Genomic DNA, 21,287 nt, shown 5'->3' with positions numbered 1-21,287 from the left:
TATCTAAATATCGAGATGCAGTTTAGGTGAGGCTCGCCATTCCAGAGGCTCGCCATTTCAGCAGATACGTGCCCCGTGAACCGATTTCGAGCCTCGCCACAACATCGTCCAGCCCGTCGTCGCGGATCGAAGCACTCCCCTATCCGTCTAACAGCGCTTCGCTGTGACGCACACCACCACTACCCCGCTATTACAAAACGAAGGGATTGGACGTCTGATGAGTGACACCGCCGAGAGTGAACAGGAGCCGCCCATGCCCGGCAAGTCGCAGACACCCGCCGCCCGCGGCGAGAGCAGCAACCGCGAGAACCGTCCGAACTCGGCGATGGAAGCGTTTGTCGCGCACCGCAACTTGCGAGTTGAACACCGGCCCTCCCTCTCCCCACCCTTTCCATGCCTGTTCGGCGAAGCCGGACGTGTTGCTCGCGGTTCAATGGCGAGTTCACATGTTCAGATGCGCATATCTACGTATGAGCATTTTCTATTGAGGTTGATTCGCGAGCGGATGGTTGTCGGCGTCGGGATAAGGTGAGCCATGGTCGCCGGATCGGCAATGCGACCGCAGCGCTGGCCCCACCCTTTGCTGGCGAAACGCTCAGTATCACAACACTTCCCCAGGTCACGCGATTGAAACTGCGCGGTGCGACACCCGAGGACGTGGGTCGACGGCGAACCACTCCCCTTCGCCAGCAATGTAGATCGCGCCGAGGATGGCACGATCTACTTCTCCTCGTCATCGCGCCGTTATCCGCTGGACCAGTGGATGGGTGATCTGCTGGAGCATTCCGGCACCGGCCGCCTGTTTCGCCTCGATCCGACCGGCAAGCCCGAAACTCTTATCGACGGAGTGCAATTCGCCAATGGCGTGGTCCCCTCCCCCGACAGCGACTGCGTGCTCGTCGCGGAAGCCGGCGCTTACCGCGTTCCACCGGGCCCGAAGCGGGTGCCTACGACCGCCTGATCGAGATCCAACAACTTCGCCCTGCTCGACCACGACGCCGTGTACCAGGCGCCGCTCCGCTGGCTCGCCGCCGATGTGCGCCAGGAGTGGGTGCGCTGCGGTTGATCGGTTCAGAACAATTGGTCGGGGTGGGTGTCGGCTATCCCCCTGACGTCGGCGGCGAACCGAGCTTCGACTTCTGCGTCGGCACCCGCGGTGTGGGCCGAGTAGAGCAGTAAGCAGCCACGGATTCCGTCGAGAAGATCTTCCAGCAGGTCAAGAGCCGGGCGGGTGGGGTCGAGGCGGCTGATCCGAAACTCGTCGAGCAGGGCAGCACGGGAGGCGCTGTCGAGATCGAATTTGTGGGCCTGCTCTTCGATTTCGGCGACTCGGGCTACCACTCCCCATGGCGCGGGCACGTGTCCCTCGGAAACGGACATGGCTTCGGCGATGAGGTCGACGACGATGTCGGTCGGGGTTTCGCCGCTGGTCAGCCGCTCCAGCACCAGGGTCGGGGTTTCGACCTGCAGTACCTCGATATCGTCGGCTTCGACAACCACATCGGCGGTCGGCACGCCGGCGAGTTCGCCCGCGACCTCGGCGGCGGCGTAGAGCCAGTGCGCGGCCGCGACGGACGCGGAGGCGGGATCGAGTTCGGTGAACAGCTCTAGGGTGCCGAGCGGGTCGGCGCGCAGCAGTGCGTCGGCGGCCTGTACCTGGGCCGGTGAGACATCCGGGCGGGAGAGTTCGACCGCCTGGCGTGCGCGGGCGGACAGATCGCCGAGTTCGGCGGATTCGATGGCGGCTTGTTCAGCGCGGACCTCGGCGACGATGGTGTCTCGCAGGGCGGAGTCGTCGATGGCGTGCAGGGTGCGTCCGATGCGGTGCGCGGATTCGACCACGCCGCTGTAGGAAACGACGAGACCGTGATCGGTCGGCAGGTTCGGGGTGCGGATTGCGGCCTCGACCTCCTTGAAGTTGCTGCGCTCCCCCGCGCGCCGCCAGGCCTCGCTATTGGGGATGTCGGGATCGCCTGCGGCACTTGCCGGATGGGTATAGGTGCGCCACTGGAACCGGGACAGGATTGTCAGATTCGACGCCAAACTCGTTGCCTGGTCATGGTTTATCAGCGGCAGCTCGGCCACCGTTGTCGCGAGATCGCCGCGTCCGGTCGCCCAGATGGCGACAAGGGCGTTGCGATCGGCGTCGAATGCATATCGGGTCACGCACGCCAGTCTCGCCGATCCGCGGCCGTTGTGCGCGCGATCGATCGCTTCGATATCCGGTCGTCGGCGTTTCGATTGTCCGATGTCAGCTGTTCGGCATCGCTGCGTGGTCTCGCTGCGCGACCACGTCCTGGGCGATATCACACTGAATGCCAGTGGGATACCTGCGAGGATGGACGATATGACTCTCGATCACGGTGATCCGGGCGACGCGCCTTCGATTCCACAGCCGACCGCGCCGGTGGTGAATCCCGCGCGCCCGTCGGCGGCCGAGGAGGCCAGAACCGTTGCGGCGGCTACGAATATCGCGACCTTGGCGAGTTTGAGTGAGGACGGCGGCCCGTGGGCGTCGTTCGTCACTTACGGGCTGCTGGATGGTCAGCCGGTGCTGTGCGTATCGCGGCTGGCCGAGCACGGGCGCAACCTCGCAACGGATCCGCGAGCCAGCCTGTCGGTGGTATCGCCCGATGTGCCCGCGGATCCGCTGGCTGGAACCCGGATCACGCTGGCCGGTGTGGTGGAGCGTCCGGTCGGCGATGAGGCTGCGGCTGCGCGCGAGGCGCATCTGACGGCGGTGCCAGCGGCGAAGTACTACGTGGACTACAGCGATTTTTCGCTGTGGGTGTTGCGGGTGCGGCGCGTTCGGTGGGTCGGTGGGTATGGGCGGATGGATTCCGCGACCGCCGAACAGTATCTGGCAGCCGCGCCGGATCCGGTCGTTCCGGTGGCGGGGCGGGCGATCGCGCATCTGAACGACGATCACGCGGAAGCGCTGTTGTCGATGGCGCAGGTTTTGGGCGGGTATCCGGACGCGACGGAGGCGAGTTGCGAACGCGCCGACCGGTACGGGCTGGACTTGCGGGTCGTGATGCCGCGCGGCGTGGCGCGAACACGGGTGGGCTATGCGACGGCGATCGATTCCGCAGCCGAGTTGCGTGCCGCGACAGTCGAGTTGACGCGGCGCTCCCGCAAGGTGTGACGACGCGCGGATGGTGAGTGGGGGCTCTGGTCGCCATTGCGGACGTCACGTTCTGCCCCCGTAAGCGCCGCGGTAGCGGTGAATCGGCCGCAGCCGCCGCTCCGTTCGGCTGGAGCCAGTTCATTCTGCGGCAGCGCGCACCGATCCTGGTTGCGGGATACGCACCGCCTGGACAAGATCCTGCCCAACCCCGACGTCGGGCCGACCTCGCACACGTACCCGAGCTGACCTCTCGAGAGGTCGCGAGTCACGACCTGACCTCGCACACTGCCAGGGTTCAGTGTGCGAGTGCGCGGCTGATGACCAGGCGCTGGATCTGGTTGGTGCCCTCGAAGATTTGGGTGATCTTGGCTTCGCGCATATAGCGTTCGACGCGGAAATCGCGAGTGTAGCCGTAACCGCCATAGACCTGAACGGCGTCGGTGGTGACCTTCATGGCGGCATCGGTGGCGATCAGCTTCGCCACGCTGGCCTGCCGGGAATAGGTCAAACCGGCATCTCGGCGCCGCGCCGCGTCGAGGTAGGTGGCGCGGGCGGAATCGACGGCGGCGGCCATATCCGCGAGCAGGAAACCCAGACCTTGATGGTCGATGATCGGCCTGCCGAAGGCGGTGCGTTCCTTCGCGTAGGCGACGGCCTCATCGAGCGCGGCCTGGGCCAGGCCGGTCGCGACCGCGGCGATACCGAGCCGTCCGGAATCCAGTGCGCTCAAGGCGATTTGGAGTCCCTGGCCCTCCGTGCCGATGCGGCGCTCCTCTGGGAGGAATGCGTCGTCATAGTGGGCGGTCGTGGTGGGCACGGCGTGCAGGCCCATCTTCGCTTCGGGTTTGCCGAACGTGAGCCCGGAGGTCTCGCGCGGAACCAGGAAGCAGGAGATGCCACGCGATCCCTCGCCGGTGCGCGCGAAGAGGTTGTAGAAGTCGGCAATGCCGCCGTGGGTGATCCATGCCTTTGTACCGTTGATCCGGTAGCCGCCGTCGCCCGGAGTGGCCCGGCATGCGACGGCGGCGGCGTCGGAACCGGCCTGTGGTTCGGACAGACTGTAGGCGCCGATCAGGTTGCCACCCAACATATCCGGCAACCAGCGCTGCTTCTGCTCCTCGGTGCCGAACGCAAGCAGCGGATGGCAGGACAGGCTATGCACGCTCACCGCGACCGCCACCGCGGCCCATCGGGCCGCGATCTCCTCGAGCACCTGCAGATACACCTCATACGGCTGTCCGCCGCCGCCCCACTCGACCGGGTGCGGCAGGCTCAGCAATCCCGCCGCACCCAATGTGGCGAAGACGCCCTCCGGATAGGTCTCGGCTCGCTCGTGTTCGTCGACGATCGGGGTGAGGACCTTATCGGCGATCTCCCGGGTGAGCTCGATCAGATCACGGGCCTCTTCGGTAGGCAGCAGGCGTTCGACGGCCACGGGGCTCCTCGGCTACGGATAGTAGTACTGAATTACTGCTCACAGTACTGTCAGGTGGAGCAGTACTGCAAGCCGAGCCTCAGTACTATCGGATCACATGGACCAGCTCACCCGCGGTGGTTTCGCCACCCGTCGACGCACCGAACTCTTCGACGCGCTGGTCGAACTGTTCCTGTCCGAGGGGTTCGCGCATCTGACCCTCGATGAGATCGCCGCCCGCCTGCGCTGCTCCAAGTCGACGCTGTACACCCTCGCCGGAAGTAAGGAGCAGCTGGTCCGGGCGGCGACGGTGCACTTCTTCCGGCGCGCCACCGTCGATGTGGAGTCCCGCATCGCCGCTGTGACCGAGGCCCGCCAACGCATCGCCGACTACCTGTCCGCCGTCGGAGCCGCCCTGTCGGCCGCGTCGCCGCAGTTCATGGCCGACCTGCACGCCTTCGCACCCGCACGCGAAATCTATGAACGCAACACTCGCATCGCCGCCCGTCGCGTTCGGGAACTGATCGACGCCGGCGTCACGAGCGGTGAATTCCGGGGTGTGCACGCAGCTTTCGCCGGTGACCTCGCGGCCACCATGATGGTCCGTATCCAGCAGGGCGGAGTGCGCGAATACGCCGGTCTCGAGGACGCGGCCGCGTACCGCGAATTGGCCGCCATCCTCACCGCCGGTATCAGCGCGTAGCCGTCCGCCGAAAACGCCTGCACCGAACGCCGATCCGCGAATTCGCCGGACAGCATCCCGCACCATCACATACGCCAGCCGCACCTGCCGTCTTATATCGCCCTTCGAACCCACCATGGATTCCACGCCGGCCGCGGCGGCGCGGATCGGATCGACGTGGTCGCCGGGACGGAATCGTGACGTAGGGCCGGTCACCGAGATCGCGGCAAGCGGTTGCCCGCCGGCACCGAGAATTGGGGCGGCCACGCAGGCGATCCCGATCGAGGACTCCTCGTATTCGTAGGCGACCCCGTCTTCGCGCACACGGTCGAGTTGTGCACGCAACAGGACCGGCCCGACGATCGTGCGCGGCGTACGCCGGATCAAATCGATTGTCGATATCGTCGACCCTAGGACCTCGAGATGATGCTATGGACGAACTCCAACCAGAACCCGCACATGCGCACCCCGACACCGCCATCCGCACCCTGACACGGCACGGCATCGACCTGGCTCGGCTCGCGCGAGCTTCTTCCCACTCCGCTGGGCCGGTTGCCCGCCGCTGTCAGCCACCCGTCGAGAACTGCCAGATGCACCACGATCCGGTAGCACGATGCAATTCGTGCAGGAAGAACAGAGCGGCGCGATGCAGCCGGTCCTCAGGCACCGCCAGCGACCTGGCCGAGGTTCACGCGGGCGTTTGTACCTGTGTACGCCGTCTTCCGCGAGCGCGACCGTGACGCGCACGGACGATACGGAGGCCCGCCTGGTCAGTGTTGGTCGGGCAGGCCCCCGTAGAGGATCGCTCAGGAAGCGTCCGATGCCGGTGTAGCACCGACGACGCGGCTGTCGCCGCGGAATTCGGCCACCAGGTTTCCCGCGCTATCGGTGACGCTGACATCGTAGATGCCGTTGCGGCCGAACCTCGTTCGTTCCACGGCCGTGGCGGCGAGAACATCGCCGACCCTGGTGGGCTGTACGTACCGGATGTCCGCACGGGCCGCCACCGCCGGTCGGCCATGGCTGTTGCAGGCCAAGGCGAAGGTCGTGTCCGCGAGCAGGAATACGTAACCGCCGTGGGTGATCCCGTGCCCGTTGACCATCGTGCCGGTTACCGTCATGGTGGTGGCGGCATGTCCGTGACCGATGTCGACCACTTCTATGCCGAGCGCCATGGAGGCCGCGTCTGCTTGAAACATGCTGTGGGCGAGTCGAAGTGACGCATCATCGACGGCCGCCGGAGCGGCTTGTGCTTTCATGACGGCAGTCAGAGCTTTCGCCTGGATTGGATCTGTTCGGTGTACATGGTGACGCCGCCGGTGGCGAAGTTGCGCACATCGCGACCTGCCGCCTTCATTTCGGGTGACGAAAGCGCTTCGCGCAGAGCCGCTTCGGTCTCGAACTGGAGATGGGCGACGGCATAGTACGGTGGTTCGCCGCCGTCCAGGGCGGTGCATTTGGACCAGGAGAAGCCGGCCAGTCCCGGCACCGCGATCGCCAGCGGGATGTGGGTGGCGACGTAGTAGTCGTCGAAAGCGGCAGGATCGTTGGGCCTTCCGTAGCAGACCGCTATCTCGTAGCTCATTGGTTGTCTCCATTCGTTTTCGCGACAAGGGTGAGAACGTCGTAGGCGGCGACCACTGCGCCGTCCTGATTGGCGACGGTGGCGTCCCAGCGGACTTCGCCGTAGTCGGCGGTGGTGCGTGGGGTGATCTGCTTGGCGGTCAGCGTCACAGTGAGCTCGTCCTCGGCCTTGACGGGCGTCAGGAATCGCAGGTTGTCGACGCCGAAGTTGGCCAGCACCGGACCGGGCGCAGGGTCGACGAACAGACCCGCCGCCAGCGACACCACCAGATAGCCGTGCGCCACGATTCCGCCGAAGAGCGGATTCGCCTCGGCCGCGACGGGATCGGTATGCGCGTAGAAGGTGTCACCGGTGAACTCGGCGAAATGCGCGATATCGGCGCGGGTCACGCGGCGCGGCCCGTTGACGATGGTGTCGCCCAGCCGCAGCTCCGCGAGGGTCTTGCGGAACGGGTGAACCGGGTCTTCGACCCTATCGGCTCCGGCGACCCAGCGGCGGCCGACGGCGGTGAGGATGTTGGGCGTGGCCTGGACCGCGGTCCGTTGCATATGGTGCAGCACGCCGCGGATGCCGCCGAGTTCCTCGCCGCCGCCGGCGCGACCCGGGCCGCCGTGCACCAGGACGGGCAGCGGTGATCCGTGACCGGTCGATTCCGCGGCATCTTCGGCATTGAGAACCAGCACGCGACCGTGGTAGGGCGCGAGCCCGAGCACGATCTCCCGAGCGAGGGCGGTATCGGTGGTGACCAGCGACGCCACCAGGCTGCCCTGTCCGCGTGCGGCGAGTTCGATCGCCTCGGCGGTGCTCCGGTAGCCGATGATCGTGGCGACCGGGCCGAACGGTTCCACCTCATGCGGCTCAGGTGCGCCGTTGTCGGTGCAGCGCAACAGGATCGGAGGCAGGAACGCGCCCGGACCGGCGGGGGCCTCGGCATCGCCGAAAACGATCTCGCAGCTCTTGGTCAGGGTACGGACGGCGTCCAGTACCTCCTCGCGCTGCGTCGTGCTCACCAGCGCGCCCATGGTGACCTCCGGGTCGGCGGGATCACCGACGACGGCCCTGGCCAGCCGCGCGGTGGTTGCCCGCGCCACGTCGTCCACCCGGTCGGCGGGAACCAGGGCGCGGCGGATGGCGGTACATTTCTGACCGGCCTTCACCGTCATCTCGGTGGCGAGTTGTTTTATATACAAATCGAATTCAACCGAGTCGGCCGCGACGTCGGGGCCCAGGATCGAGGCGTTGAGGGAATCCGCCTCCGCGGTGAACCGGACACCGTTCGCCACCACCGCCGGATGGGTGCGCAGCAAGCTCGCCGTCGCCGCCGAGCCGGTGAACAGGATCGAATCCTGCCCGCTGAGATGTTCCAGGAAGGGTTGCGCGCTGCCGCAGACCAGCTGCACCGATCCCTCCGGCAGCAGCCCGGATTCGACGATCCGCCGGAACACCAGCTCCGTCAGGTAGGCGGTCTGGCTCGCCGGCTTCACGATCGATGGCACACCGGCGATGAAGGCGGGCGCCAGCTTCTCCAAGAAGCCCCACACCGGAAAGTTGTACGCGTTGATCTGCACGACCACACCGCGGCGGGACGTGTAGAGGTGCTGGCCGGCGAAGGTCCCGGCCTTGCCCAGCTGTTCGACCGGGCCGTCGAGGAGGACGGTGTCGTTGGGCAACTCTCTCCGGGTCCGGCTGCCGTAGCTGAGCAGGGTCCCGATCCCACCGTCGATGTCGACGGCCGCATCGCGATCGGTGGCGCCGGTGGATCGGGACAGCTCGTAGAACTCGGTCTTGCGCTCCTTCAGAGCGAGCGCGAGAGCCTTCAGCACGGCCGCGCGCTCATGGAAGGTCAGTCGCGCCAGCGCGGGGCCGCCCGTGCCACGGGCGTAGTCCACCGCTCCGGCGAAATCCACCCCGGTGGATGAGACCCGAGCGATCTCTGCGCCGTCCACGGCGCTGTGTACGGGCGTGCCCGTATTGGACGCGGTATGCCAGCGCCCCTTCACGTAACTCGTCAGCAGTCTGCTCACCACAACTCCGTTCAACCGTCCAATCGGTCGGTAATTACCATCGCGCCGGAGTCGCGGTATGTCAAGGAGCAGACCTGGGGTCAGGCGGCGCGCAGGCCCTCGAAGGTCATGCGCACCACTGCGACGGCGATCTCGTCGGGGTTCGCGTCGCCGCGCGGGCGGTACCACTCGATGAGCGAGTTGACCATGCCGAACAGCAGGCGGCTGATCACTCCCGGCTCGATGTCCGAGCGCAGATCACCCTCGGCGGCGGCCTGTTTGACCAGGTCAGCAACGAAATCATCGAATTCGCGGCGCCTGGCGAGGGCGCGTCGCTCGACCGCACTATTGCCCCGCACGCGCAGCAGCAGCGTCACGTACGGCAGTTCCGTGCACAGCACATGCACACTGCGGCAGACCAGGTGCTCGAGGCGGTCGACGTAGCGACCGGAGGTCACCTCGGGCTCCGTGGTGACCGCGAACAGTCCGTTGAGAGCCCGGTTCAGCGCCAGTTCCAGCAGTTCCGACTTACCCGAGACATGGTGATAAATCGAGGATTTGGTGATTCCGAGCCGCTCGGCAAGGGCTTCCATGCTTGTGCCTTCGTAACCCTTGTCGTTGAACACTTTGACGGCGACCGAAAGCAGGGAGTCCAGGTCGTAGCCCGGTCGGCCAGGACCTGACCTGCGGGCGGGTCGTGCTGAAGTCATGGCCTCATCTTCCCAGTTGCCGGGCCGACTCTCACAGAACCGCTACCCAACTCTCTTGATTACCGACCGAATATTCGGTAATTATTATCAGGCAGGAAGATGGGAGCGAGCAGTGCGTGAAGTGTTTCCGGTAGACGAGGCCCGCACGCCTCAGGAGCGACAGGGCAGCACTCTGGCCGGTGAGGACAACCGCAATGTGGCCAGCACGGCCGTGCTGAGCCGCGGACTCGCCAGCCTGTGCGCCGGTGTCGGACAAGGTGTTTCGATGCTCGTGGAGGCGGCGTGAGTAGCGAGTTCACCATCCTGCGGGTGGAAGAGCGCACCGACCGCATGGTGGTCGCGTTACACCGGCCGCGGCAGCGCAATGCCATCGACGCGCAAATGATTGCCGAACTGCACGCCGTCTGCGCGCGACTGGAGAAGTCGCCCAAACCGCTGCTGCTCACCGGAACCGGTGACCACTTCGCGGGCGGAGCCGATATCCGGCAGCTGCGCGACCGGGGCCCCGACGACGCACTGGCCGGTATCAACCGCACCCTGTTCGACCGGGTCGCGCGCCTGCCGCAGCCGACCGTGGCGGCGGTGAGTGGATATGCCCTTGGCGGTGGTGCGGAACTCGCTTACGCCTGCGATATCCGCATCGCCACCGAGACCGCGGTATTCGCCAATCCCGAACCCGCACTGGGCATTATCGCCGCCGCCGGGGCCACGTACCGACTGGCGGAACTCGTCGGCGCTTCCATCGCCAAACAGGTGCTGCTGGCGGGCGCGCGCATCGACGCCGCGACGGCGCTGCGGTGCGGCCTGGTCATGGATGTCGTGCCCGCGGGTGAACACGTGGCGGCGGCGCACGCACTGCTGGACCGCATCACCCGCAGCTCGCCGCTGGCGCTGCGGCTGACCAAGCTGATCGCCGACGCGCCAGGGACGCAGCCGTTCACCGCCGACATTGCCCAGGCCGTGCTGTTCGACACCGCCGACAAACACGACCGGATGACCGCGTTCCTGGAGAAGAAGGAATCCCGATGACATACCCCACGATTCCCCGACTGGTCGGCGTGGCCGGCGGCGGGCGGATGGGCGCGGGCATCGCGCAGGCATTCGCCACCAGCGGTGCGCGCGTGGTGATCGCCGAACCCGGTGACCGGTCCGCCGTGCATCGCCGGATCAATGCCGGACTCGCCGCAGCTGCCCAGCGAAACATCCTGGACGACAGGCAGATCGATGAGATCTCCAAACGGGTGCGCACCGTGGATCGGGTCGATGAGCTGCCCGAGGACGCCGACCTGGTGATCGAGGCCGTACCCGAGGACGCGGCGCTGAAGGTCGCAGTGCTGACCGTTCTCGCGGATCGCGTCGGGGAGGACACCGTGATCGCGTCCAACACCAGTTCGCTGTCCATCGCCGAACTCGGTGCGGCGCTGCGGGATTCGAGCCGATTTTTGGGCATGCACTTCTTCAACCCGGTGCCCGCTTCGGCATTGGTCGAGATCGTGCGCGCGCCGGCCACCCGCGCCGACGTGGTCGAATCCACCCGCGCCTGGACCGCCGCGCTCGGCAAGGCCGCGATTGTCGTCAACGACTTCCCCGGCTTCGCCACCAGCCGCCTCGGCGTCTGCCTGGGCCTGGAGGCCATCAGGATGCTGGAGGCCGGCGTCGCCGACGCCGAATCCATCGACCGCGCCATGGAACTCGGCTACCGGCATGCCATGGGTCCACTGCGCTCGACCGACCTGGTTGGACTCGACGTCCGGCTGGCCATCGCCGAGCACCTTGCCGCCACCCTCGGTCCCCGCTTCGAACCGCCCCAGTTGCTGCGCGACAAGGTCGCTCGCGGCGAACTCGGCCGCAAGAGCGGCAGCGGCTTCTACCCCTGGCCGGACAACACAGCAGGACCCAGCACCACCGCCGAGTCCGTGACCGCGCGAAAGGAAACCAGCGCATGACCACTCCCACCGAGGTCGTCACCCTCGCGGTCACCGATGGCCTGGCGACCATCACCCTGAATCGCCCTCGCGCATCCAATGCGTTGGATACCGGGATGAAAGAGGCGCTGCTGCGCGCCGTGTCCGCGGTGGCTGCCGATCCGGATGTGCGGGCCGTATTGCTGCGTGCCGAAGGACGCAACTTCTGCGTCGGTCAGGACCTCGCCGAACACAGCGCAGCCCTCGACGCCGACCCGGCCACCGCGATGAGCACCGTCGGCAAGCACTACAACCCGCTGCTGACCGCATTCGCCGCGTTGACCGTGCCAGTCGTGGCGGTGATCAACGGTGCGTGCGTGGGCGCGGGAATGGGTCTGGCTCTCGCCAGCGATATCCGGATCGCTGGTGAGACAGCCACATTCGCCACCGCCTTCACCGCCATCGGTTTGGCCGCGGACTCCGGGCTCAGCCTCAGTCTCGCCGGAGCGGTCGGTCCCAGCCGCGCCAGCGCGCTGCTGCTGCTCGGCGATCGCGTCACCGCCGCGCAAGCCCACGACTGGGGGCTCGTGCACCGCGTCGTCCCGGACGACCAGCTCGGCGCGGCCGGGACCGAATTGGCCGCGAGCCTCGCCACCGGACCCACCCATGCGTATCGCGAGGTGAAATCGATTCTAGCGCAAGGCCATTCGTCCCTTCCCGCGGCGCTGGAACGTGAACGTCGTGCACAGGAACTGCTCGGCGCGACCGCCGACCACCGTGCGGCCGTCACCGCCTTCCTGACCAAGACCACCCCGGTATTCACCGGCCGCTGAAAGACGTCACATGACCACACCACCCGCCACCGGCGAACTCTCCGCCGCCTTCGACGCCACCATCGCGGCCGACCAACGCATCGAACCGCGCGACTGGATGCCCGACGGCTACCGGCGCACCCTCGTCCGCCAGATCGCCCAGCACGCGCATTCGGAGATCATCGGCATGCAGCCGGAGGGCAATTGGCTCACTCGGGCACCGTCCCTGCGCCGCAAGGCCATTCTGCTGGCCAAGGTGCAGGACGAGGCCGGGCACGGGCTGTATCTGTACTCCGCGGCGGAGACTCTGGGCGCGGACCGCGCGGACCTGACCGCGAAACTCATCGATGGAGCGCAGAAGTACTCGTCCATCTTCAACTATCCGAGCCTGACTTTCGCCGATGTCGGCGTAATCGGCTGGCTGGTGGACGGCGCGGCCATCTGCAATCAGGTTCCCTTGTGTCGCAGCTCTTTCGGCCCATACGCGCGCGCCATGATTCGCGTCTGCAAGGAGGAATCGTTTCACCAACGGCAGGGCTACGAACTGCTCATGACCATGATGGGCGGGACCGTCGAACAGCGGGACATGGTGCAGGACGCCGTCGATCGCTGGTGGTGGCCGGCGCTGATGATGTTCGGCCCACCCGACGACGCCTCACCCAATACCGAGCAGTCCATGCGCTGGCGAATCAAACGACACACCAATGACGAACTGCGCCAACGCTTCGTCGATATGAGTATCCCGCAGGCGCAGGCCCTCGGCGTCACGGTCCCCGATCCAGAGCTGGCCTGGAACGACGAACGCGGCCACTACGACTTCGGCACCCCGGACTGGCACGAATTCGCCACCGTGATCGCCGGCAACGGGCCGTGCAACACCGAGCGGATCGCGGTGCGTCGCGCCGCGCATGAGGACGGCGCCTGGGTACGCGAGGCCGCAGCCGCCTTCGCCCGACGAGAAGGAGCATCACGATGACCACCGAGCAACACACCATCCGGTCGGAATGGCCGCTGTACGAGGTTTTCGTGCGCGGCAAGCGCGGCCTCAACCACGTGCACGTCGGTTCGCTGCATGCCGCCGACGACGAGATGGCCCTGCGGCACGCGCGCGACCTGTACACCCGTCGCAACGAGGGAGTCAGCATCTGGGTGACGCGCTCGGACGCCATCGCCGCGACCAGCCCCACCGAGAAGGATTCGTTCTTCGCGCCGAATGCCGACAAGGTCTACCGCCACCCGACGTTCTACGACATCCCCGAGCACGTCCCGCACATGTGAGGCATCCAATGACCGATCACGACAACCCCTTCGACGGCCTGCTCGGCAGCGACGACCACGGCCGATGGGCCTTCGGCGGAAATTTCGACGATCCGCTCGCCGGGCTCGACACCACCGTTCCCGACGGCATCGACGGTCACGCGCTCGCCCGCTACTGCCTCATGCTCGCCGACGACGCGCTGGTCAGCGCGCAGCGCCTGGCCGAATGGAGCACGCACGCACCGGAATTGGAGGAGGAGATCGCGCTCATCAACATCGGGCTCGATCTCCTCGGGCAGACCCGCCTGCTGTTCACCCGCGCCGCCGCCGCGGATCCCGCCGTGGTACCTCATATTTCGGACACCTCGCCGATTCCGGCGGAGGATGCCCTGGCCTTCTTCCGCGAACCCCGCGAGTACCGCAACGCTCGGCTGTGCGAACTCGACAACGGCGACTTCGCGCAGACGATCATGCGGCTGCTGGTCTTCGCGGCCTGGCGGCTGGCCTGCTTCGAGCGCCTGCGCGAATCCCGTGATCCGGTGCTGTCCGCAATCGCCGACAAGGGCGTCAAGGAGCTGACCTACCACCGCGACTACGCCGCCCGCTGGGTCGTGGTGCTGGGCAACGGCACCGAGGAATCCCATCGCCGCATGCGGCGTGGCCTCGAACGGATCTGGCCGTTCGTCGGCGAACTGTTCGAGCCGACCGCGGAGGAAACCGAACTCGCCGCCGCGGGTGTCGGCGTCGACCCCGTAACCGTGCGCGCGGAGTTCGAACTCGTGATGGATACGATCCTCGGCGCGGCCGAACTGACCGCACCCACGGGGCACGCGGCCGCGGCAGCCGGTGGCCGCCACGGCGGGCACACCGAGGCACTGGACCGGCTGCTCGGCGAAATGCAGAGCCTGGCCCGGGCCCATCCCGAGGCAACGTGGTGAGTATGACCGCCGAAGCCGTGGCAAGGGCTCGGGCACTGGCGGAAACGGTGTCCGACCCGGAGATGCCGATGGTGAGCCTGGCCGACCTCGGCGTACTGCGCGACGTGCGCGTCGATTCCGACGACACGGTCGTCGTGACGATCACACCGACCTACTCCGGATGTCCGGCCATGGCGATGATCCGCGCCGACATCGAGCACACCCTGCGTAGCCACGGCTACCCCAGCGTTCGTGTGGACACCGTGCTGGCACCGGCCTGGAGCAGCGACTGGATCACCGCCGCGGGGCGACGCAAACTCCTCGAACACGGCTACTCCCCGCCGGGACCCGCGCCGCGCCGCGGCCCGACACCACTGTCCCTCGCGCCCGTGCCACGCCGTGTGACCTGTCCTCATTGCGGATCGGCTGCCACCGAACGGGTCTCGGAGTTCTCTGCCACCGCATGCAAGGCCCTCTACCGGTGCCGCGAGTGTCTCGAGCCGTTCGACCACGTGAAGGAAATCTGATATGACCATCGAAGCGGAAGCGGCCATCGCCGCGAGAGGTAACCCTCGATTCCACTCGCTCACCGTGTCGGCGGTGGAACGCCTGTGTGACGACGCAGTCGCCGTCACCTTCGCCGTGCCGCCCCGGCTGACCGACGAATTCCGGTTCCGGCCAGGCCAATTCCTCACGCTGCGTCGCGAAGTCGACGGCATCGAGCACCGGCGCTCCTATTCGATCTGCGCCCCGGCCGGGCGCGCCCCGCGCGTCGGTGTGCGAGAAGTGGCGCGCGGCATGTTCTCCCACTGGCTGGTCCGCGAGGTCTCCCCCGGCGACCGGATCGACGTCGCACCACCGAGCGGAACCTTCGTCGCCGACCCGCAGGCGGGCGGACGTCATCTGCTCATCGGTGCCGGTTCCGGCATCACGCCGCTGCTGTCCATCGCCGCATCCGTGCTGGAGAACCCAGCCGCCGAAGTGACCCTGCTCTACGGCAACCGCCGCGCGGGATCGGTGATGTTCGCCGACGAGATCGCCGACCTCAAAGACGGTCATGGCAGCCGGTTCTCGGTCGCCCACGTGCTGTCACGCGAACCTCGCGACGTCGAATTGTTCACCGGCCGTCTCGACGCCGACCGCCTGCGCGCAATCCTGACCTCCGTCGTCCCTACCGCGGGCATCGACCACGTCTGGCTGTGCGGTCCCCACGAAATGGTCTCCGCCGCGCGAACCGTGCTCGGCGAACTCGGTCTGGAACCGGCGCGCATCCACCGCGAACTGTTCTACGTCGGCGATACCCCGCCACCCCCGGACACCCACCGCGAACCGGATGTCACCGGCCCGGCCAGCACCGTCACCATCACCCACGACGGACGCTCCACGACCGCCGAGCTACCGCGCGACCGCACCATCCTCGATGCGGCCGAACAGATCCGCTCCGACCTGCCCTTCGCCTGCAAGGGCGGGGTATGCGGCACCTGCCGGGCCAAGGTCACCTCCGGCGCTGCCGACATGCGCCGCAACTACGCCCTCGAGCCGGGTGAAGTGGACGCGGGGTTCGTTCTCACCTGCCAGAGCTACCCGGCCGCCGACGCCCTTACCATCGACTTCGACGCCTGACAATCAAGGAACACCACTCATGAGCACCGTCGCTCCCCCTTCGGGCGAGATTCCCACTGCCGATATCGAATTCGCCAGCCGCGACCATATCTCCGCCCTGCAGCTGGAGCGCCTGCGCTGGTCGGTGCGGCACGCTTACGAGAATGTCGCCCACTACCGCCAGGCATTCGACGCCGCCGGCGTGCACCCGTCGGATCTGAAGGATCTGGCCGATCTGGCGAAATTCCCCTTCACCGGCAAAACGGACCTGCGCGCCAACTACCCGTTCGGCATGTTCGCCGTGCCCCGCGACCAGGTTTCACGCATCCACGCCTCCTCTGGCACCACCGGCCAGCCGACCGTCGTCGGCTACACCGCCGGCGACCTGAATAACTGGGCCGACCTCATCGCCCGCAGCCTGCGCGCGGCCGGAGTGCGATCCGGAGACATCGTGCACATCGCCTACGGATACGGACTCTTTACCGGCGGACTTGGTGCGCACTACGGCGCGGAACGCCTCGGCTGCACCGTGATACCCATGTCCGGCGGCATGACCGACCGGCAGGTACAGCTGATCGACGACTTCCGGCCCGACGCCATCATGGTCACGCCCTCCTACATGCTGACCATCCTGGATGCCATGGTGCGCAAGGGCGTCGACCCGGCCGCCACCTCGCTGCGGGTCGGCGTCTTCGGCGCCGAGCCGTGGACCGAATCCATGCGCTCGGAGCTGGAACAGACCTTCGCCCTGGACGCGGTCGATATCTACGGACTGTCCGAAGTGATCGGACCCGGTGTAGCTATGGAGTGCGCGGAAACCAAAGACGGCCTGCACATCTGGGAAGACCATTTCTATCCCGAGATCATCGACCCGGAGACCGGACAGGTGCTGCCCGACGGTGCCGAAGGCGAACTGGTGTTCACCTCACTCACCAAAGAGGCGCTGCCGGTCATCCGCTATCGCACGCGTGACCTGACGCGGCTGCTGCCAGGGACCGCCCGGTCCATGCGACGTATGCAGAAGATCACCGGCCGCACCGACGACATGATCATCCTGCGGGGCGTTAACCTCTTCCCGACCCAGATCGAGGAAATCATCCTCACCGTCCCCGCCCTGGCTCCCCAGTTCGAATGCGTCCTCGACCAGCCCGAACGTATGGACAGACTGACCGTTCGGGTGGAAAGCAGAGCCGATACGACGGCAGACGAGCGACTCTCGGCAGCAGCCGCGCTGACCCAGCGGATCAAACAACGGATCGGCGTCAGTGTCGCCGTCGAGGTCCTTCTTCCGGATTCGCTCGAGCGTTCGCTCGGCAAGGCCCGACGTCTGGTGGATCGCCGCCCGAAGTAACGTACACGGTGGCGACATGCCGCCGCGATGACAACGGCACCGTCTCCCGCCAGCCGACCGCTTCGCGGTCTGGCGGGAGACGGTGCCGAAGGCATAACGTTCGCGAGACACTCTCGGCTGCAGCATGTTCCCCGCAGGCCGGAGGCGTAAAATATGCCGTGTATGCGCCGCCGATGTCAACCTGTCGGGGTACCGATACGCAACATCTGATCGAGTTGTCCAAGGATCTCGCCGAGCGCGAGGTGGATCTGATGGTGCTCGATCAGGGATCTACACCTCGACTGCGGTCGGGCGCATGTTCTTCCAGATCCTCAGTGCCATAGCAGAATTCGAGCACGCTCTGATGTCGGAGCGCACCCGTGACGGGCTGGCCGCCGCCCGCGCCCGCGTGCGCACCGGAGGGCAGAAACCGAAACTCGATCCACGGCAGGCCTTTCCGGCGCGGCAGATGTACGACGAACTCGACGAGACCGGTAAGCACCTGGTCGGGAATACACCCACAGCGGCTCTTCAAGCGACTCGACCAGACCAACCCGCACCCTGGACGCGAAAACCAGTGTCTACCAGCGGGTTGCGTCATATCCGTTGTTTTCGCGCCGCTTCTACCGACCCCCCGACCCGCACCAGCCGCACAATCCTATGCACCGATCTGCTACCTCGAACTCGGCCTGCCGCTACGCGGCCGCGGCTCGGTGATCCAGAACAGCCACGACGCGCTGTTGCGGTCGGGCGATTTCGCCCGCTACGACACCCATCGCTCGTACACTCTGCGCTTAGACGCTGATTTCGGCCATCCGCCGAGGCGCGAGCAGTCAGACAATGACGCCGGAACTGCCCTCGGCAGCGCGTCTCAACCGAGTCCGAGTGCCGATCACGAAGCGGCGCACCGATGCCCCGTCTCCGACCGCCGGATCATTCGCGCGGAGCTTTGTGCTTGACATAGTCGAGGGCCTCGAACAGCAAGTCCAGCTCTGGTCGCGGATTCACGTCCAAGGTGCAGAGAGTGACGACACTCGGGCTGAGGTCTGCGATAGGGACGAAGCTGACCCGAGGATGGCGGTAATAAGAAGGAAGCGACTGTGGCGTGGTTGTTACGCCAGCACCACATGCCACCGCCTCGAGTAATTCCTCGACAGTCGAGACGACTATGCACGGTTCGACCCTCGTCCCGTCGGGGCGCGGATTGACCATCCAGAAGTCAGTCCACTCCAGCGGCCCGCCACTGCTGCCGAGGAAAGGCTCCGACGCAATTTCCTCGAACCGGATCGATTCTCTGCCTGCCAATGGGTGATCGTGCGCAAGCACCGCGACCCGCTGCTCGGAGAGAACATGACGGCGCCGAACTCCGTCGGCGGGAAAAGGCTCTCGCACGAAGACGGCGTCGAGCTCCCCCGCCAGCAGCGGGGTCAGCTGTTCGCTCCATTCGAGGTGACGCAGTCTGATATGCAGGCCAGGATGGGCACATCGGAGCCGGTCCAACACGTCCGACGTCAATTGACCGGCCCCGGCGGCCATGAACCCGATATCGATTCCCCGCTGGCCGAGCCGAGCTGTGTCACGCCACCGAAGAAGGGTCTGACTCGCCGCTACAACGGCACGCGCGTGCGGGATCAACTCGACTCCGGCCTCGGTGAGCTCGACGCGCCGAGAACTTCGTTCGAACAGCGCGAACCGGAGGTCCTTCTCCAATCGCGAAATCTGTTGACTCAGTGCGGGTCCTGTCATGTGCAACACCGCCGCGGCACGACCGAAATGCAGTTCGTCGGCCACAGCCAGAAAACACCGGAGGGTCTGCGGCGGGATATACACAGGTCACCTCAATACCAACAGAATCGAACGGTCGCGAACCGCCAGACTAGACGATTGCTCCCGACCGCCCGACGCCATGCATGTGCTGCGACGGGTCGGTGGCATAGTCGACCAGTTGCAGACTGCCGACGGCATCGTTATCGCGTGCCATGTAATAGTGCAGCCGAGCGTCCGCGACAACCGCGAGTTCGCCACTCGGGAGATACCCCGCAATAGGGCCGTCGATCATGGCGAACATGACACACCCGTTCGGCGAAATCGGCGTGTGTACAGCCCCAGCGACCTCGCAGGTGTACATGCCCGCGGTTCCGGGATCATCCTCGGTGTAGTGGAACCCGCCCTCGAGCAGGTACGCCTGGACGTTACCCATGTGCCAATGGGGTGTAGCGACGGTACCTGGGTCGACCTGGAGGATGAGCGTGAACGCACCGGACACGAGATTGCAGTACAGCAGTTTGAAACGCGTTCCGGGCATCAGCCAGTCGGTCCAGGGGATGGTGTCGGGATCGACGAACTCCTTCCTGATCCCCTTGGGCGTGACGCCCGGGTCGGTCATCCAGAACTGGGGTCCGAAATTTTCCTTGGTTTCCATAATTCCTCCTTCTTTCGATGAATGGTGTTTGCGCAGTCAGGAAAGGTTCTTCATATCGACCAGGATCTTTATGGCCGTCTGGTTGCGAAGCGATTCCATACCAACGGTGACCACATCCTCGAACGGCACCGTTTGCACCCAGCTGTCGTATGGAAAAGCCCCACGGGCCATCAAATCGATCACTTCGGGATAATCGTGGCAGTACGCGATCGAACCGACGATTTCACATTCACCGAACAATATTTCGGTGGGATTGAATTCAACCGGTCGCTGATGGACCGCAACGACGACAACGCGCCCGTGGGCGGCTGTCGAGCGGACCGCATTGAGGAATGTGGCCGGGGCGCCCCCGGTATCGAATGATCGCGCGACGCCGGCTCCATCGGTGCGCTCCCGCAGTTCAGCGACGACGTCAGAGGCAGTCGGATCGATGATGTCGGTCGCGCCCACCGCCTCGATGGCAGCGCGTCGCGCCGCAGATGGCTCGATCACCATGATGTTTTCGACGCCGTAAGCCCGCAAAGTCAGGAAGACGCCGATTCCGATGGGGCCGGCCCCATGGACCGCGACGGTATGGTCGGCCTGCACCTCACCCCGCCGCACCGCGTGCAGAGCAACGGCGAGCGGTTCGATCAATGCACCTTCGCGGGTACTCATCCCGGCAGGGAGCTGGTAACAATGATCGGCGTCGACGACCGCGTACTCGCCGAGCCCGCCGCCGCCCGGCCAGCTGTATCCCACTGCGGCGATTTCCCTGCACAGGTTGTAGGAGCCGGCAAGGCACGCGGCACAACGGCGGCAATTAACGGTGGGTTCCACCGCCACCTTGTCGCCGACCGAAAGCCCCGCAACCGCTGGACCAACCTCCACGACCTCGCCCGAAAACTCGTGGCCCAATACAACGGGGACGGTAACTCCCGTCAGTGGATGCGGCGTCATGGGCGACATCATCGGTGCATGGAAATATTCATGGAGATCGCTTCCGCAAATCCCGTTGAAATGCACCCTAATCTTCACCTGGCCGGACCCGGTTACCGGCTCCGAAATTTCCTCCAGTCGAATATCTCGAACCCCATGATAGCGGGCGGCTTTCATCTTCCAACTCCGATCTCACCCGAATGTTCAAACATGTGATGCGCACAACAATCCACTGCGCTTATCGGGAAGTCCAGGTTGTTTTACTCAGGCATCGATAAGGTGTGCTTACTGATCTCCGATTTGGTCCGACGCCGCCTGTGTCCGCCACGCGCCGATCCTCCTCGATCAATTCGGTGCCAATCCATCAACCATGCGCGCGAGCAGTCGTCCCGAAGCGGCGGGGAGCGGAGTTGGAGCGCTACTGCGCATGCCGACCGATGTGGCCGCGATATTCCCGCGCGGCTTCGCCGCTCGTACGGCGACTTGCGATCAGCAGGCGGGCGATGTGGATGGTGGCCTCCGACCGGCCCTTGCGGCATACCCTGTCAGCCCATCGCTACGTGCTAACAAATCCACCCGATCGCGGATAGTCGAAGGCGATGAT

The 21,287-nt window shown here is 65.8% G+C and carries 24 protein-coding genes and 2 pseudogenes; 15 read left to right on the top strand and 11 right to left on the bottom strand.

Annotation, left to right across the window (positions count from 1 at the left end; translation table 11 throughout):
* Positions 1-163 precede the first annotated feature (163 nt).
* Positions 164-532 carry a hypothetical protein gene (locus tag AB0L63_RS06430; protein ID WP_364495443.1) on the top strand — a complete coding sequence of 123 codons (369 nt, stop codon included), beginning with the start codon at positions 164-166 and terminating at the stop codon, positions 530-532.
* A 108-nt stretch (positions 533-640) separates the two neighbouring features.
* A complete protein-coding gene (locus tag AB0L63_RS06425; protein WP_364495440.1) occupies positions 641-961 on the top strand; it encodes a hypothetical protein in 321 nt (106 codons plus the stop codon).
* 110 nt (positions 962-1,071) lie between these two features.
* Here AB0L63_RS06425 and AB0L63_RS06420 read toward each other — a convergent pair whose 3' ends face one another.
* A complete protein-coding gene (locus AB0L63_RS06420) occupies positions 1,072-2,166 on the bottom strand; it encodes a hypothetical protein (protein WP_364495437.1) in 1,095 nt (364 codons plus the stop codon).
* Positions 2,167-2,347: 181 nt separating this feature from the next.
* Here AB0L63_RS06420 and AB0L63_RS06415 point away from each other — a divergent pair, with 181 nt between their 5' ends.
* The gene (locus AB0L63_RS06415) at positions 2,348-3,145 is read left to right on the top strand and encodes a DUF2470 domain-containing protein (protein WP_364495434.1); all 798 of its coding nucleotides are present in this window, start codon (positions 2,348-2,350) and stop codon (positions 3,143-3,145) included.
* Positions 3,146-3,422: 277 nt separating this feature from the next.
* Here the strand turns inward: AB0L63_RS06415 and AB0L63_RS06410 are convergent, their stop codons facing one another.
* A complete protein-coding gene (locus AB0L63_RS06410) occupies positions 3,423-4,562 on the bottom strand; it encodes an acyl-CoA dehydrogenase family protein (RefSeq protein WP_364495431.1) in 1,140 nt (379 codons plus the stop codon).
* 97 nt (positions 4,563-4,659) lie between these two features.
* Here AB0L63_RS06410 and AB0L63_RS06405 point away from each other — a divergent pair, with 97 nt between their 5' ends.
* Entirely contained in the window at positions 4,660-5,244 is a 585-nt protein-coding gene (locus tag AB0L63_RS06405) for a TetR/AcrR family transcriptional regulator (RefSeq protein ID WP_364495428.1), read from the top strand.
* 177 nt (positions 5,245-5,421) lie between these two features.
* On the opposite strand, the pseudogene AB0L63_RS06400 reads toward AB0L63_RS06405, so the two are convergent.
* From AB0L63_RS06400 to AB0L63_RS06375, 6 genes and pseudogenes are all read right to left on the bottom strand, one after another.
* A pseudogene (locus AB0L63_RS06400) lies at positions 5,422-5,625 on the bottom strand (IclR family transcriptional regulator C-terminal domain-containing protein); the annotation flags it as partial.
* Between the two features lie 170 nt (positions 5,626-5,795).
* A pseudogene (locus tag AB0L63_RS06395) lies at positions 5,796-5,899 on the bottom strand (IclR family transcriptional regulator); the annotation flags it as partial.
* Between the two features lie 130 nt (positions 5,900-6,029).
* Complete coding sequence (gene paaI / locus AB0L63_RS06390; protein ID WP_364495426.1) at positions 6,030-6,482, bottom strand: hydroxyphenylacetyl-CoA thioesterase PaaI; 453 nt, start codon at positions 6,480-6,482, stop codon at positions 6,030-6,032.
* A gap of 8 nt (positions 6,483-6,490) precedes the next feature.
* Positions 6,491-6,808, bottom strand: a complete 318-nt coding sequence (locus tag AB0L63_RS06385; RefSeq protein ID WP_364495424.1) for an EthD family reductase — start codon at positions 6,806-6,808, stop codon at positions 6,491-6,493.
* Positions 6,805-8,832 (bottom strand): phenylacetic acid degradation bifunctional protein PaaZ, encoded by a 2,028-nt coding sequence (paaZ, locus tag AB0L63_RS06380; RefSeq protein ID WP_364495421.1) that lies wholly within the window; start codon positions 8,830-8,832, stop codon positions 6,805-6,807. The genes AB0L63_RS06385 and paaZ overlap by 4 nt, the downstream gene beginning before the upstream one ends.
* An 80-nt stretch (positions 8,833-8,912) precedes the next feature.
* Positions 8,913-9,521: a TetR/AcrR family transcriptional regulator gene (locus AB0L63_RS06375; protein WP_364495418.1), complete on the bottom strand. Its 609-nt coding sequence runs from the start codon at positions 9,519-9,521 to the stop codon at positions 8,913-8,915.
* Between the two features lie 112 nt (positions 9,522-9,633).
* On the opposite strand from AB0L63_RS06375, the gene AB0L63_RS06370 reads away from it, so the two are divergent.
* The 11 genes from AB0L63_RS06370 (at position 9,634) to AB0L63_RS06320 (ending at position 18,148) form a co-directional block, all read left to right on the top strand.
* The gene (locus AB0L63_RS06370; protein ID WP_364495415.1) at positions 9,634-9,807 is read left to right on the top strand and encodes a hypothetical protein; all 174 of its coding nucleotides are present in this window, start codon (positions 9,634-9,636) and stop codon (positions 9,805-9,807) included.
* Positions 9,808-9,851: 44 nt separating this feature from the next.
* A complete protein-coding gene (locus tag AB0L63_RS06365; protein WP_364495691.1) occupies positions 9,852-10,550 on the top strand; it encodes an enoyl-CoA hydratase/isomerase family protein in 699 nt (232 codons plus the stop codon).
* The gene (locus AB0L63_RS06360) at positions 10,547-11,467 is read left to right on the top strand and encodes a 3-hydroxyacyl-CoA dehydrogenase family protein (protein WP_364495412.1); all 921 of its coding nucleotides are present in this window, start codon (positions 10,547-10,549) and stop codon (positions 11,465-11,467) included. The genes AB0L63_RS06365 and AB0L63_RS06360 overlap by 4 nt, the downstream gene beginning before the upstream one ends.
* A complete protein-coding gene (locus AB0L63_RS06355; RefSeq protein ID WP_364495410.1) occupies positions 11,464-12,258 on the top strand; it encodes an enoyl-CoA hydratase-related protein in 795 nt (264 codons plus the stop codon). The genes AB0L63_RS06360 and AB0L63_RS06355 overlap by 4 nt, the downstream gene beginning before the upstream one ends.
* 10 nt (positions 12,259-12,268) lie before the next feature.
* Positions 12,269-13,213 carry a 1,2-phenylacetyl-CoA epoxidase subunit PaaA gene (gene paaA / locus AB0L63_RS06350; protein WP_364495407.1) on the top strand — a complete coding sequence of 315 codons (945 nt, stop codon included), beginning with the start codon at positions 12,269-12,271 and terminating at the stop codon, positions 13,211-13,213.
* Positions 13,210-13,515 (top strand): 1,2-phenylacetyl-CoA epoxidase subunit PaaB, encoded by a 306-nt coding sequence (gene paaB / locus AB0L63_RS06345; RefSeq protein WP_364495404.1) that lies wholly within the window; start codon positions 13,210-13,212, stop codon positions 13,513-13,515. The genes paaA and paaB overlap by 4 nt, the downstream gene beginning before the upstream one ends.
* Before the next feature lie 8 nt (positions 13,516-13,523).
* Complete coding sequence (gene paaC / locus AB0L63_RS06340; RefSeq protein ID WP_364495401.1) at positions 13,524-14,432, top strand: 1,2-phenylacetyl-CoA epoxidase subunit PaaC; 909 nt, start codon at positions 13,524-13,526, stop codon at positions 14,430-14,432.
* Between the two features lie 2 nt (positions 14,433-14,434).
* Positions 14,435-14,938 carry a 1,2-phenylacetyl-CoA epoxidase subunit PaaD gene (gene paaD, locus AB0L63_RS06335; protein ID WP_364495398.1) on the top strand — a complete coding sequence of 168 codons (504 nt, stop codon included), beginning with the start codon at positions 14,435-14,437 and terminating at the stop codon, positions 14,936-14,938.
* 1 nt (position 14,939) lies between these two features.
* Entirely contained in the window at positions 14,940-16,034 is a 1,095-nt protein-coding gene (gene paaE / locus AB0L63_RS06330) for a 1,2-phenylacetyl-CoA epoxidase subunit PaaE (protein ID WP_364495395.1), read from the top strand.
* A 19-nt stretch (positions 16,035-16,053) separates the two neighbouring features.
* Positions 16,054-17,364, top strand: a complete 1,311-nt coding sequence (gene paaK / locus AB0L63_RS06325; protein ID WP_364495392.1) for a phenylacetate--CoA ligase PaaK — start codon at positions 16,054-16,056, stop codon at positions 17,362-17,364.
* A gap of 124 nt (positions 17,365-17,488) precedes the next feature.
* Positions 17,489-18,148 (top strand): recombinase family protein, encoded by a 660-nt coding sequence (locus AB0L63_RS06320; protein ID WP_364495389.1) that lies wholly within the window; start codon positions 17,489-17,491, stop codon positions 18,146-18,148.
* A gap of 128 nt (positions 18,149-18,276) precedes the next feature.
* Here AB0L63_RS06320 and AB0L63_RS06315 read toward each other — a convergent pair whose 3' ends face one another.
* From AB0L63_RS06315 to AB0L63_RS06305, 3 genes are read right to left on the bottom strand one after another with little or no spacing between them, the layout of a single operon-like run.
* Complete coding sequence (locus AB0L63_RS06315) at positions 18,277-19,173, bottom strand: LysR substrate-binding domain-containing protein (RefSeq protein WP_364495386.1); 897 nt, start codon at positions 19,171-19,173, stop codon at positions 18,277-18,279.
* Positions 19,174-19,219: 46 nt separating this feature from the next.
* Positions 19,220-19,765 (bottom strand): 2,4'-dihydroxyacetophenone dioxygenase family protein, encoded by a 546-nt coding sequence (locus tag AB0L63_RS06310; RefSeq protein WP_364495383.1) that lies wholly within the window; start codon positions 19,763-19,765, stop codon positions 19,220-19,222.
* Positions 19,766-19,801: 36 nt separating this feature from the next.
* Complete coding sequence (locus AB0L63_RS06305; protein WP_364495381.1) at positions 19,802-20,860, bottom strand: 2,3-butanediol dehydrogenase; 1,059 nt, start codon at positions 20,858-20,860, stop codon at positions 19,802-19,804.
* Positions 20,861-21,287 lie beyond the last annotated feature (427 nt).

The sequence above is a fragment of the Nocardia sp. NPDC051990 genome (assembly GCF_040680755.1).
Taxonomy (GTDB): domain Bacteria; phylum Actinomycetota; class Actinomycetes; order Mycobacteriales; family Mycobacteriaceae; genus Nocardia.
Note: the sequence above shows the minus strand (reverse complement) of the source record. Positions and strands in the feature narration are given on the sequence as shown.

Coding starts and splice junctions, on each gene's coding strand:
- AB0L63_RS06415 (WP_364495434.1), top strand. CDS start 2,348: ATGACTCTCGATCACGGTGATCCGGGCGACGCGCCTTCGATTCCACAG.
- AB0L63_RS06405 (WP_364495428.1), top strand. CDS start 4,660: ATGGACCAGCTCACCCGCGGTGGTTTCGCCACCCGTCGACGCACCGAA.
- paaI (WP_364495426.1), bottom strand. CDS start 6,482: ATGAAAGCACAAGCCGCTCCGGCGGCCGTCGATGATGCGTCACTTCGA.
- AB0L63_RS06385 (WP_364495424.1), bottom strand. CDS start 6,808: ATGAGCTACGAGATAGCGGTCTGCTACGGAAGGCCCAACGATCCTGCC.
- AB0L63_RS06375 (WP_364495418.1), bottom strand. CDS start 9,521: ATGACTTCAGCACGACCCGCCCGCAGGTCAGGTCCTGGCCGACCGGGC.
- AB0L63_RS06365 (WP_364495691.1), top strand. CDS start 9,852: ATGGTGGTCGCGTTACACCGGCCGCGGCAGCGCAATGCCATCGACGCG.
- AB0L63_RS06360 (WP_364495412.1), top strand. CDS start 10,547: ATGACATACCCCACGATTCCCCGACTGGTCGGCGTGGCCGGCGGCGGG.
- AB0L63_RS06355 (WP_364495410.1), top strand. CDS start 11,464: ATGACCACTCCCACCGAGGTCGTCACCCTCGCGGTCACCGATGGCCTG.
- paaA (WP_364495407.1), top strand. CDS start 12,269: ATGACCACACCACCCGCCACCGGCGAACTCTCCGCCGCCTTCGACGCC.
- paaB (WP_364495404.1), top strand. CDS start 13,210: ATGACCACCGAGCAACACACCATCCGGTCGGAATGGCCGCTGTACGAG.
- paaC (WP_364495401.1), top strand. CDS start 13,524: ATGACCGATCACGACAACCCCTTCGACGGCCTGCTCGGCAGCGACGAC.
- paaD (WP_364495398.1), top strand. CDS start 14,435: ATGACCGCCGAAGCCGTGGCAAGGGCTCGGGCACTGGCGGAAACGGTG.
- paaE (WP_364495395.1), top strand. CDS start 14,940: ATGACCATCGAAGCGGAAGCGGCCATCGCCGCGAGAGGTAACCCTCGA.
- paaK (WP_364495392.1), top strand. CDS start 16,054: ATGAGCACCGTCGCTCCCCCTTCGGGCGAGATTCCCACTGCCGATATC.
- AB0L63_RS06320 (WP_364495389.1), top strand. CDS start 17,489: ATGTTCCCCGCAGGCCGGAGGCGTAAAATATGCCGTGTATGCGCCGCC.
- AB0L63_RS06310 (WP_364495383.1), bottom strand. CDS start 19,765: ATGGAAACCAAGGAAAATTTCGGACCCCAGTTCTGGATGACCGACCCG.
- AB0L63_RS06305 (WP_364495381.1), bottom strand. CDS start 20,860: ATGAAAGCCGCCCGCTATCATGGGGTTCGAGATATTCGACTGGAGGAA.